Genomic DNA, 12,170 nt, shown 5'->3' with positions numbered 1-12,170 from the left:
TCACCTTTACACAACGCATAGAAAAAACAGAAATACTTTAAATTCCAATAATGGAAAACCAGACAGACTAACTTTTAAATTCTGTAGTCTCTATTCATAAACATCAAACAATACGATGCTTGCAAAGTATCTATCAGCTTCAGTCCAAGTATGATAGATTCCACCATTTTTCTCGACTAAAGATCTTATACTTTTTGTACCTATACCAGCACTCTGTCTTTCCTTTCTTGTATATCTCTCATTGACTAAATAAGCATTATTTATCTCTATGAAAAGATCACTTTTAAACTGCTTAATAATCACGGTGATATCTTTGCCTTTTCCGTTATTTCGAGTGCATGCTTCGATTGCATTATCCATTAGATTTCCCACAATGATTGCTATAATATCATAATCAATTTTTACATTTTCTGATATAAAAATCGATGTATTGACCTGAATTTCCGATTGTTCTGCTATAGTCAGTTTTTCATTTAAAATATAATTCAAGATAGGATCCGAAGTATAAAAGTCAGTAATCATTTCTTGTTGTTTCATCGTCTTCCTCAGATATTTCTTAGCTGAAGAAATATCTTCATTTTCTAACAGCCCCGATAGAACTAAAAAATGATTTCGCAAATCGTGTCTAATTTGTTTCAGATTCTCTTGGCTCTTTTTAATTTCCTCCACATATTTTATTTCTGATTTCAAGCGCCTTCTTCTCTAGAGAGATTTGATTGATATGTGCTTGATGAAAAGAAATACTGTGATAAAGGTATAAAACACAAATATTCATGATTACAATTCCCATCGTTATAAAAATATCTATTATCCTTCTATTGATGGCCATGTTTACTTCTGACATAAGAAACCCGAAAGGTATGATACTTGAAATAATCGGAATTGAACTCATTGTTAAGAGAGATATAGTATTAATTTGATTATGTAGCGTTTCTTTTCGTGAAAGGAATAGTCGCATGCCAAAGAAAAATAAAATTTCGATAAGTAACGTGAGACTAGTGCTAAATAGGATCGAATAATGAGTAATTGTATTTTCTACCTGATTCAAAATTATTAACTGAATCAACTTGACGGAAACCGATTCGCAGATGAAATTAACTGCTAGTAGAAACAACATCCAAAAGAAAATCTCACTATCTGATAAAAAATATTTCTTCGCAATACTCGCAATTACAAAAAGACTCAAGAAAATATTAATATAAGGTAAATATTCAAACGGTAAAAAAAGATTCGAAAGGAAATTGAATAAAATAATCGTACAAATAATTAAATTTATCAAGAAAGTCTTACTTTTTTTACTGCCACTCCAGAGAAAAAATAATCGAGCAAAAAAACGTACATTATTAGACTAATATTTCGAAGTAACTCATCTTCCATTAGAATAAATCTCTCTTTCGCATAAGTATCTTTGTTAGAGCGTCTGTTTTAAACTTTCTGCTTATAGGCAATTCAATGATATTTTCGCAATTGCTTAATCGAACATAGTTTTTTCCTATTTCTCTTATATGCTCCATATTTATAATAAATGAAGTATGTGTTTGAACAAATGTTGATGGCAACTTAGCAATGATCTCCGAAGTTGACATATTTGCTACATATTTGTTTTGAGATGTCATATTGATGAATACTTGACGTCTATTTTTTTCAAAAAACAAAATGTCATTTAACGCGATTCGATAATCCGTTTTTCTATAGGAAAACTCAAATTTATTATTTAAAACTCCTAAATATTTGATAGCCCTTTCAATTACTTGAAAAAAATAGTTCTGTTCCAACGGTTTCAGAATATAATCAAACGTATGTAATTTAAAGACTTCTTCCATATATTCTCGATAACTCGTTAAAAAAATAATCGGAACATTGAAATCATTTTGCCGAATAAAATCTGCTACCTCCATTCCATTCTTTCCTGGAAATTCAATATCTAAAATATACATATCAAAATTTAATTGATCCATTTGTTTGATCAACTTTGACGAATCATAATATACATAAGGTTCAAATAAATCTGGATCATAATTTTGCAACAAATTACCTACATAGTTAGCAATGCTAGGTTCATCATCGCAGATAGCAGCCTTCAACATAATATCACTCCTATTGTATGCTGACATACCTTGAATGTGTACAACTATTAGGGTTCGATTCCCTCAGGACGCGTTCTATTGCCATTTTAGCATAACTTCCGAATGTTTGCTTCTTTACTTTTCAAGTGAAAACTGTCCACCAAAAAAATTAGCGGACAGTTTTTTTATTATAGTATACTTGTTTTCACTTACTGGACTGGCCGATGATCGTTTCTGCCATAATAATTCTCGACAGTCGTTGGATGTCCTAATAAATCCCCCACTGTCGTGATGCGGTACCCTTGCTCTTGCAGATAATCGATCACTTGAGGAACGGCACGAATCGTTTCAGGATAAATATCATGGAATAAAATAATTGCACCATCGTATACTGTTGCTTGGATCTTCTGCAAAATCAAATCAGGATTTCTTGTCTTCCAATCTTCTGAATCGACCGACCATTCGATGATTGGCCGCTGGATAACACTTGCTCCTACACTTGTGATCGAACCATAAGGCGGACGAACGAAAGTGGGGGTTTTACCAGTGGCTTTTTTGATCTCAGTGTCTGTTTTTGCCACTTCTTCTGTGATCGACTGGGCAGAAAGCACCGCCAGATCCTGATGATCATACGTGTGATTGCCGATCTCGTGTCCTGCTTCAGCTGTCTGCTTCACAATTTCAGGATGTTGCGCCGTATTTTCTCCTAAAACAAAAAAAGTGGCGTGTACGTTTTTTTCTTTAAGTATTTGCAACAGCTGTGGTGTTGTCGCTGCTCCTGGTCCATCATCAAAACTGATGGCAATACTTTTGACAGTCGGATCTTGGACAGCTTCTGTACTTTCTTGTGTTGGTTCTGGTTCAGTTGATTGACTTTGTGTTGATTTCACTGATTCTTGAGTGGATTCATTGACGCTAGCTGTTTCAGTCGACTTGTTTTTATTCGTTGATTGTTCTGATTGTTTGAAAGATTGTGATGAGCGTTCCGATGAAGTTACTTTTCCTTTCTCTTCGCTGATCAATGATGCGACCGAAGTGACTTCGAAAAATAAAAGCACGGATAAAGCAATGATACTGATAACTAAGTAATTTCTTTTCACTATATTTCTTCTTTCTCTTCTTAATTACTTACTTGAAAATAACTGTAAAAATTTGAAACTGCTAGTCGCAACTACTTCTCGCCTAATGATCCAAATAATTTTCCGATGCCAAAATCGTTTTTGTCACGGACTTGGGAATGACGAATTCTGGTGTTCCCATATAACCAGGAGCAATTTCATATTGAGAAAAAGTCAGAACTAATTGATGCTCTTTATTCAAATAAAAACTTCGTGTTGGTGTAACAAGTGTTGGTTTTTCTATCGTTCCTTCTTGAATATCTTGTTCAGTCCAATAGTACTTAGACGGATCTTCCTTGACTTGTTCGGCCATTTGCCGCTTGACTTCTTTTGTCAAAACAGATAGATAGGTGTCATCTTTGAATAACAGCGGAAGTGAGAGCTGGACACTGTTTTTCTTGTCGATCGTGTCGTATCTTTTTTCAACGTGGCTATCCGCTGCTGTTTGGGTAATCTGTCTTTCGATCACAAGAAACCGGTCATCGTCTACGATTTTCTGATAATCACCCAGAACTTGGTAATGATCCGTTTCAAGATTTCCATATTCTTTTTCAGCTTTTTTAAAATCTGCTTGTCCTTCGTGAAAGTATTTTTGGTTTAATCCATGAATCGTTTTGTTTTCTTTCTCATTTTGAGTATGGATCTTCGGTACTTGAATATCTATTTTTTCAGATTGATCAGTAAAACGTTCACCTAAGATCAATTCAATGACTGATCCTAAAATTGGCAAGTCTTCTGCAAAGCTTCGAACTTGACTATTAAAAAGGAGACTACTTGTTGTAATCATCACGATAGCCAAAGATACTACGAACCCTTGGAGGCGTCTTTTTCTCCGTCTTGCTTTTATGAATGATTGCTCTTCGATAAGAAAACGCTGGCGGATCTCCTCTTGAAGCCCTCTTGGAATTTCTTGTTCTTTATAAGTTTTCTTTAGTTTTTTTAACTTTTCTTTTTGAGAATACATAGCGGTCTTCTCTCCTTCATTCTAGGATTTGACGTAAAACATTCAGTGAACGATACATTTTTGTTTTAACTGTGTTTTCGTTCATATCTAAGATAGTCGCAATTTCTTTCAAACGAAATCCTTCAAAAAAGTAAAGGATCAGAATCTCTTTTTCCGGACTGTCTATTTTATCTAAAATCATATGAAGTTCTGCAACGGAAGTTTCTAAAGGTAATTGCTGCGGGATATCTTGAATTTCAAATAAGTCAACAGGTGTCCTTTTTTGTCTGCGCCAACTATCTAATGCCGTGCGGATCAATATCCGGTAAAACCATGCACTAAAATGCTCGATTTCTTTTTCTTTTTCAAAATACTTCAGTGCTTTATGGAAACTATCTTGCATCACATCTAAGGCCTCTTCTTTATCATGTACGTAATTCATCGTGATACGGAACATTTTTTGATAATCAGTTTCGATGAGTCCATTCAGCAGGTGACGGTATTTTTCAATCTGCCGTTTTTTCTTATATCCAGTAAAAATCATTCTCCACTCCTTTCCGCCTCACTTAATATGACGTACAAGGTACGCTAAAAGTTTCAATTATTTTATTTTTTATGTATTTACTTTGAATTTTTATATACAAAAAAGAAGGTGTGACAAAAATCATGTCACACCTTCTTATTCTGATAGCTTCAACGTCTCTGTTGCAACCTCTGATACACGGTGTTCTAGAAGTAGCTTCTTCGGAAATAAGTGGAAATTTCTTGAAGTTGACCACTTCCGTCACAGCCTCTACAGTAAATGATGTTTATTCTTTTTCAGAGTCAGAAAATTCTTCCTCTTCATAGTCTTCATCATCATCGTCTTCGTCTATGATACTTAAATCTTCTTCGATATTCCCAGGCAAGTCTTCTTCATCATCTGTTGGGTCATCTGCTCCAATTTCTTGCAAGTCAGAATTATAAGCAGCGATTTCTTCATCTTCATCATCATCGTCATCAAACAGATCATCGTCGTCTTCTTCTGTCAGATCTGTATCTTCTGGGTCATCGTCATTGTAATCGATCGCGTCTTCATCATCATTGATAAAGGCGTTGACTTTCTTGCGTTTACGGCGACGCGGAGTATCTTCATCCTCTTCGTCCATTCCATGGTTTACTTCTTCATCGATCGAATCGATAGCATACCATGAACGCAAGCCCCAACGATTATCCCCTAATGAGATAAAGCTGCCGTCAATATTCAAGTCAGTATAAAATTGTGCGAGTGAATCACGAATTTCACTGTCTGATTTACCAAGATAGTTTTGGATTTGGTTGGCTAAATCAGAAAAATCCATGACATCGCCACGTTGTTCTAAGATCGCGTGTGCTACTTCGATCATTGATAATTCGCTTTTGTTTGCACCTTCAAATACACTAATTTCCAATCAGGACACGTCCTTTCACAGTCTACTCCTTATCATACAAAATCAGACACAAAAAATCAAACTTTTCTTTTATATTTACGCTGTAAAATCCAATGTCAAATAATATTCGCCGATTTTTTCTAGTCCCATGAACAAATCATAATCGATCCGAACCTTTCCTGCTGTGGGACGGTCTTTCAAACTTACATGCAGTTCTTTCGTAAAGGTAGCAATCTGAATCATACCGTATGGTGTTCGGTAGGCTGTTTCTAACCGTTCTTTATAACCAAATTTCAAACGCATTCGCATTTCTCCTGCACGAATCAGCTGTACATGACCATCTGGAACTAATTTGATCGTTACAGGGATTTCATCGCCTGTTTCCTCTTGCATCTCTTTATACCGTATGTACAGCGTATCGCCAATCGTCACCATTTGCCCTTTCAAATCAAAATAAAAATCTTGCATTTCCCCTTGTTGTTTCACTTTTGTACGCAATTTGATCGAAATCGGTGTTCCTTGTGATAATTCCATTCTTCATTCTCCTTTACTTCTCATAGCTACATTGTTCCTAGTTTCTTTTGTTTTGTCAACCAACTTGTCCATTTTTACAGAAAACCTTTTTTCCAAAACAACTCCTTGAATTTAGAGTATAATATTGTAGAAAATATGAATTTATAAAAAGGAGCCGGTTGAATGAACCCTGCGATTCGACTAGATCAGCACATTTATCAAAAAAACGACTTTTCCCCTTTCGCATTAACAGATATATTAACGGAATATTCCAAAGAACACCAGCAGATCTTTTTGCATTTCTGGCAATATGACTGCACCGTCATCTTAGGTATGAAAGATGTTCGGACACCTTTTCTTAGAGACGGGATCCAAACACTGAAAGATGCAGGTTATGCTCCGATAATCAGAAACTCAGGTGGATTAGGAATCGTATCAGACGAAGGGATTTTGAATATTTCTTTGATTTTCCCCCAGAATGACAAAAAAAAAATAACCATCGATGAAGCTTACGAGCAAATGCTTCGATTGACTAAATACGCCTTTCCTAAGGCACCGATTCAAGCATTCGAAATCACCCATTCTTATTGTCCTGGAACTTATGATTTAAGCATCCATGGCAAAAAATTTGCCGGCATCGCTCAGCGTCGCATCAAAAATGGGATTTCTGTTATGATGTACTTAAGTGTCAACGGTAATCAGGAAAAGCGCGGGCAAGTCATGAAACGATTTTATCAATCTGCTTTAAAAGAAGGCTTTGGTACAAATGGCTATCCTGCAGTTGATCCTGCCACAATGGCAACACTTGAAGAACTGCTTGACCATCCCCTTCTCGTAGAAGAAGTCAAAGAAGCATTTGCAAAAGCTTTTGAAAAGCTGTATTCTGCAAGTGATTTACTGGATTCTACCGACTGGCTAAAAAAAGAAATCCAGCTGGAGCAATGGAACAACCAAATCCAGAGAATGGAACAACGCAATAACATAAAGGAGCTACAATATGACAACCCCTTATAAATATCAAATGCTGCCTATGGAGAAAGTTTTTCGTGACCCAGTCCATAACTATATCCATGTCCAGCATCAAGTAATCTTAGATTTGATCAACTCGAAAGAAGTCCAACGTCTGCGACGAATCAAACAATTAGGCACTGCTTCTTTCACTTTTCACGGAGCAGAACATAGCCGTTTTACCCATTCATTAGGTGTTTATGAGATTTCAAGACGAATTTGCGATATCTTTTCTCGAAATTTTCCAAAAGAAAAGATAGGCAACGGAGGCTGGGATGATCAGGAACGGCTGGTAACTTTATGTGCGGCACTATTGCATGATGTCGGTCACGGTCCTTACTCTCATACATTCGAGCACATCTTCCATACGAATCACGAGGCTATCACTGTAGAGATCATCACTTCTCCAGAAACAGAGGTGTATCAGATCCTTAACCGAGTAGAAGAAGGTTTTCCTGAAAAAGTAGCGAGCGTGATCCAAAAAACCTACTCTAATCCGCAAGTTGTCCAAATGATTTCCAGCCAGATCGATGCAGATCGAATGGACTATTTGCTTCGGGATGCTTATTTCACCGGAACGGAGTATGGAACATTTGACCTTACCCGAATATTACGTGTGATTCGTCCATATGAAGGCGGGATCGCCTTTTCCATGAGCGGCATGCATGCAGTGGAAGATTATATCGTTAGCCGATATCAAATGTATGTGCAAGTGTACTTCCATCCTGTTTCCCGTGGTATGGAAGTGATCTTGGAGCATCTGCTTCATCGCGCGCACGAGTTGTATCAAGAAGATGCCAGCAGTTTTGAACTACACTCTCAACTACTCTTGCCATTTCTTGACGGAAGCTTTACTTTAGAAGAATACCTCAAACTTGATGATGGGGTCTTGGGTACTTACTTTACTCAATGGTCTGAATCTGCTGATCCTATTTTAAATGATTTAGCTAAACGTTTTTTGAATCGTAAACCACTGAAATCCGCCACTTTTTCTGGCAACCGGGATTCAAATTTGATTCAAAAACTCACTTTGTTAGTAGAAAAGGTCGGCTATAACCCTGTTTATTACACTGCTGTCAACTCTAGCTACGATCTGCCTTATGATTTTTATCGCCCAGAACAAGGCAGACATCGCACGCAAATCGAGATTTTGCGAAATGACGGAACTTTGATAGAATTATCACAGGTTAGTCAGCTTGTTGCCGCTTTAGCGGGACAAGAACAAGGAGATGAGCGATTTTTCTTTCCAAAAGAAATGGTTGACCCATCCTTGCGTGATCATTATGATTTATTTGATGAAACTTATCAAGAATTTGCCAGCCATATCCGTAATGGCGCATTGATTGAAATAAACTAAAATATATTGGAGGAAATTATGGCTATCAAACTAGTCGCTATCGACATCGATGGTACTTTATTAAATGAGAAAAGAGAAGTAACAAAAGAAGTAAAAGAAGCGATTGCCGCTGCTGTTGCAAAAGGGGTCTCAATCGTTTTATGTACTGGTCGCCCCTTACCAGGTGTCCAAGAACAGTTAAACGAGCTGGACCTTTTTCAAGATAATGATTACGTTATTACTTATAATGGGGCACTCGTACAACAAACAAAATCAGGTAAAATCATCGCCCGTCACGGTCTGACTCATGAAGATTTTCTAGAAATCGAAGTGATGGCACGCCGTGTTGGCAGTCATCTCCATTCGATTGATGACAAAGCAATCTACACACCTAATCGAGATATCAGCGCTTATACGATACACGAAGCAAGCTTAGTCAAGATGCCGCTAAAATATCGAACACCTGAAGAAATGACACCAGACATGAACATCGTCAAAATGATGATGATCGACGAACCAGAAATTTTAGACGCAGCAATTGCACGTTTACCGCAAACTTTCCGTGATAAATACACAACGGTCAAAAGTGCACCCTATTACTTCGAAGTACTAAATAAAGAAGCAAGTAAAGGTGCGGCAGTTGCGAATCTTGGACAACATCTTGGTATTGACCAAGATGAAATCATGGCTATAGGGGATAACGAGAACGACTTATCCATGATTGAATATGCTGGTCTAGGAGTAGCTATGGGAAATGCCGTTTCTCTTGTCAAAGAAGCAGCAAATGTCATCACTTCATCGAACGACGAACACGGTGTAGCTGAAGCAATCAAAAAATACGTTCTGTAATAAATAAAAAACTGAGAGAAAGCTGGTCTACTCGCTTTCTTTCAGTTTTTATTTATTATTTTTTCGATCCATCTCTCGACTGCCCATCGATGGCTGCCACGTTTCAATTTATCAAGTGCTTCTCGAGGACTGACCCACCAGATTTTATTGGTCTTTTCTGTGGGTTCTCCTATACGCTTCCAAGAATCAGCAGCAAAGAAATATCCTGGATTATAGTAATAAGTTGCACGATAATTCGAGTAAAAGTACTCATCTGCTTCTCCCAGATAGAAAGCAATTTCTGCCGCAATCCCCATTTCTTCTATTAGCTCACGAACGATTGCTTCTTCTTTCGTCTCATCTCCTTCAATTTCCCCGCCAGGAAGAAAAAAAGCACCATTTGGAGCCTCGATTACTGCAATCTGCTGATCTTTTTCTATGACGATATATGCTGCATAACGGGTTTGATAATCAGCAAATTGCTTTTTTTCACCAAAAATTGGTTTATCCATGAATAGTTTCCACCTTAACAGTTTTATTTTCTATCCATTTTACATGAGAAATTTCTCATGAACAAGCACAAATCAACTATTTCCTTACTTCTTTTTGTTATGATTAAATAAAAGGAAAGGGAGAGATGAATCTATGAAAATGGCTCACACATGTGTTCGAGTGAAAGATCTTGAAGCATCAATCGAATTTTATCAAAAGGCATTTGGTTTTGAAGAAAGCCGCCGCCGTGATTTTCCAGAAAACAAATTTACACTTGTTTATTTGACACTTCCTGGGGATGACTATGAATTAGAGTTGACTTATAACTACAATCATGGTGCCTATGATTTAGGAAATGGTTATGGTCATATAGCTATTGCAGCTGATGATTTAGAAAAATTACATGAACAGCATAAAGCTGCAGGTCTTGAAATTACTGACTTAAAAGGATTACCTGGCACTGCGCCTTCTTACTACTTTGTCATTGACCCTGATGGTTATAAAATCGAAGTCATCCGAGGATAGTTAGTAGGGGGCATTTTGCTATTGATTGAACAAAAAACAAACGCCAATAATTAAAATGAGACGCAAACTTTTTTTAAATTGAAAAAGTTTGCGTCTTTTTTTAACAACTATTGTAGCTATAAAGCTGCCACTCTCCACTTATTTATTTTTAGTTCATTTGAAAGAAATCAAATAAACGAGGTACCTTTAGAAAACAAAACTGCTTTTCCTCCTATTATCACACGATCTTCTTTTAATTCACACTCTAGATACCCGCCCCTTGATGACATTTGGTAAGCTGACAATTTTGTTTTACTCATTCTTTTTGCCCAATAAGGAATAAGATTAGAATGTGCTGATCCACATACTGGATCTTCATTGATTGTTAATTTTGGAAAGAAGGTTCTAGAAACAAAGTCTTCTTGTACACTTTCTGCTGTCACGATGACCCCTATTCCTAAATCAAAATTTTTGATACTTGTGAAATCTGGCTGCAATTTAGCCACCGTTTTTTCATCTTCTAATACGAAAAATAAATCACGTGCTAAGTAGGCTTCTTTAATCTTAGCCCCTATCGCTTCTTCATATTCAGACAATATTGGTACTTTTTTTGGCATAATACTAGGAAAATCCATGTAATAATAATCTTCAATTCTTGTCACAAATAGATTACCGCTTTGAGTAGAAAATTTAATCGTTTCATCAAGTATTTTGTAATAGTTAAATAAAACAAATGCTGTTGCTAATGTCGCGTGACCGCAAAGATTGATTTCTCGATCTGGCGTAAACCATCTAAGCTCAAATCCTTGATTTTTCTTCACTGTAAATGCTGTTTCAGATAAATTGTTTTCAATGGCAATTTTTTGCATCGTACCTTCTGGCAGCCATTCTTCTAGAACGTACACTGCTGCTGGATTTCCTTTGAACACCTCATCTGCAAATGCATCAACTACGTAATAATCTAAGTTCATTTTAAAGATCCTCTCTCTAATTTATTATAAATATATTCTGCACAGCAAAGATCTTCAACAGCTAGACCAACTGCGTCGAAAATCGTCGGACTCGATTCTCTTTTGTAAAGTGTTTTTTTCTCAGAAACTAATTCGCCTAATGTACCAACAATACAAGATTCCTCTAAATCTCCTTCTGACATGGCTATAAGTAGGTCTCCGCTTTCTGTTAAGGCAGCTGAGTAATCATCTACATAGATTTGAGAAGTTTCCATCAATGGTGTACTTATCTCTCTTGTATCAGGAGTAAACGTGCCCACAGCATTGATATGTGCGTCTTCCCTTACCCACTCTTTTTGAAGAAATGCCTCTTTACTAGGGGTCAACGTACAAATGATTTCCGCTGAGCGTACTGCATCTTCTACTGATATCGCATTTATAAACGTCATTTTAGGGTACTGATTTTTAGCATTAGCGATAAAAGCATTTCGTCTTTCTTCTAAAATATCGTAAACAAACACTGTAGTGATGCGACGAATGGTAGAAATCGCAGCCAAATGCGACAATGCTTGTTGACCAGCTCCAATTAAAGCAAGTGTTTTTGCATGCTGATCTGCTAAGTAATCTGTTGCTAGCGCAGATACAGCAGCTGTTCGAATCCAAGTGACTGCATTTGCGTTTATCAATGCTTTGGGTAGTCCGTTTTGAGCATCAAACAAGAAAATCTCTCCTAAATGAGAAGGTAAATGATACTGATGATTATCCGGGAAAGCGGTAATGACTTTTGTTCCAAAATATCTATTCTCTCCCAAATAGGCAGGCATCATCGCAAACACATTTTTGTCTTTTCCGTCCGGTAAAATTTCCACCAATCGAGGATTTTGGCTGATTTTACCACTTTCATAATCAAAGAAACATTTTTTCATTACTTGGATCGCTTCTTCAAAACTAAAAGAAGCTACTACTTCCTCAAAATTAATAATTTTCATAGACAATTCCCTCC

14 protein-coding genes are annotated in these 12,170 nt (G+C 36.8%); 4 read left to right on the top strand and 10 right to left on the bottom strand.

Annotation, left to right across the window (positions count from 1 at the left end):
- Positions 1-90 precede the first annotated feature (90 nt).
- The 7 genes from FTX43_RS15195 to FTX43_RS08225 all read right to left on the bottom strand — a co-directional run bounded on the left by FTX43_RS15195 (position 91) and on the right by FTX43_RS08225 (position 6,070).
- The gene (locus tag FTX43_RS15195) at positions 91-690 is read right to left on the bottom strand and encodes a sensor histidine kinase (protein ID WP_260319857.1); all 600 of its coding nucleotides are present in this window, start codon (positions 688-690) and stop codon (positions 91-93) included.
- Between the two features lie 686 nt (positions 691-1,376).
- A complete protein-coding gene (locus tag FTX43_RS08250; RefSeq protein WP_123838885.1) occupies positions 1,377-2,087 on the bottom strand; it encodes a LytTR family DNA-binding domain-containing protein in 711 nt (236 codons plus the stop codon).
- A gap of 188 nt (positions 2,088-2,275) precedes the next feature.
- Positions 2,276-3,166, bottom strand: coding sequence for a polysaccharide deacetylase family protein (locus FTX43_RS08245; protein ID WP_002313476.1), 891 nt, complete (start codon positions 3,164-3,166; stop codon positions 2,276-2,278).
- An 82-nt stretch (positions 3,167-3,248) separates the two neighbouring features.
- Positions 3,249-4,148: an RsiV family protein gene (locus tag FTX43_RS08240; RefSeq protein WP_002308550.1), complete on the bottom strand. Its 900-nt coding sequence runs from the start codon at positions 4,146-4,148 to the stop codon at positions 3,249-3,251.
- Positions 4,149-4,164: 16 nt separating this feature from the next.
- Positions 4,165-4,671, bottom strand: a complete 507-nt coding sequence (locus FTX43_RS08235; protein WP_002292824.1) for an RNA polymerase sigma factor — start codon at positions 4,669-4,671, stop codon at positions 4,165-4,167.
- Between the two features lie 265 nt (positions 4,672-4,936).
- Entirely contained in the window at positions 4,937-5,557 is a 621-nt protein-coding gene (gene rpoE / locus FTX43_RS08230; RefSeq protein WP_002292825.1) for a DNA-directed RNA polymerase subunit delta, read from the bottom strand.
- Between the two features lie 75 nt (positions 5,558-5,632).
- Entirely contained in the window at positions 5,633-6,070 is a 438-nt protein-coding gene (locus tag FTX43_RS08225) for a DUF1934 domain-containing protein (RefSeq protein ID WP_002346076.1), read from the bottom strand.
- Between the two features lie 162 nt (positions 6,071-6,232).
- Between FTX43_RS08225 and FTX43_RS08220 the strand changes: the two genes are divergently transcribed.
- From FTX43_RS08220 to yidA, 3 genes are read left to right on the top strand one after another with little or no spacing between them, the layout of a single operon-like run.
- Entirely contained in the window at positions 6,233-7,063 is an 831-nt protein-coding gene (locus FTX43_RS08220) for a lipoate--protein ligase family protein (protein WP_002313475.1), read from the top strand.
- The gene (locus FTX43_RS08215) at positions 7,047-8,414 is read left to right on the top strand and encodes an HD domain-containing protein (RefSeq protein WP_002308544.1); all 1,368 of its coding nucleotides are present in this window, start codon (positions 7,047-7,049) and stop codon (positions 8,412-8,414) included. Before FTX43_RS08220 ends, FTX43_RS08215 begins: the two co-directional genes overlap by 17 nt.
- Before the next feature lie 18 nt (positions 8,415-8,432).
- Positions 8,433-9,242 (top strand): sugar-phosphatase, encoded by an 810-nt coding sequence (gene yidA, locus FTX43_RS08210; RefSeq protein WP_002292832.1) that lies wholly within the window; start codon positions 8,433-8,435, stop codon positions 9,240-9,242.
- Between the two features lie 41 nt (positions 9,243-9,283).
- Here yidA and FTX43_RS08205 read toward each other — a convergent pair whose 3' ends face one another.
- Entirely contained in the window at positions 9,284-9,733 is a 450-nt protein-coding gene (locus FTX43_RS08205; RefSeq protein ID WP_147606979.1) for an NUDIX hydrolase, read from the bottom strand.
- 133 nt (positions 9,734-9,866) lie between these two features.
- Here FTX43_RS08205 and FTX43_RS08200 point away from each other — a divergent pair, with 133 nt between their 5' ends.
- Positions 9,867-10,238 (top strand): VOC family protein, encoded by a 372-nt coding sequence (locus FTX43_RS08200; protein ID WP_047927411.1) that lies wholly within the window; start codon positions 9,867-9,869, stop codon positions 10,236-10,238.
- A gap of 167 nt (positions 10,239-10,405) precedes the next feature.
- Here FTX43_RS08200 and FTX43_RS08195 read toward each other — a convergent pair whose 3' ends face one another.
- Both FTX43_RS08195 and FTX43_RS08190 read right to left on the bottom strand, forming a co-directional pair.
- Complete coding sequence (locus FTX43_RS08195; RefSeq protein WP_065772910.1) at positions 10,406-11,188, bottom strand: PhzF family phenazine biosynthesis protein; 783 nt, start codon at positions 11,186-11,188, stop codon at positions 10,406-10,408.
- Complete coding sequence (locus FTX43_RS08190) at positions 11,185-12,156, bottom strand: ornithine cyclodeaminase family protein (RefSeq protein WP_147606977.1); 972 nt, start codon at positions 12,154-12,156, stop codon at positions 11,185-11,187. Before FTX43_RS08190 ends, FTX43_RS08195 begins: the two co-directional genes overlap by 4 nt.
- Between the last annotated feature and the right edge of the window lie 14 nt (positions 12,157-12,170).

It is taken from the genome of Enterococcus sp. DA9 (assembly GCF_008000875.1).
GTDB classification, from domain to species: domain Bacteria; phylum Bacillota; class Bacilli; order Lactobacillales; family Enterococcaceae; genus Enterococcus_B; species Enterococcus_B lactis.
The sequence above is the reverse complement of the archived record's forward strand: the minus strand, read 5'-3'. Positions and strand labels throughout refer to the sequence as shown.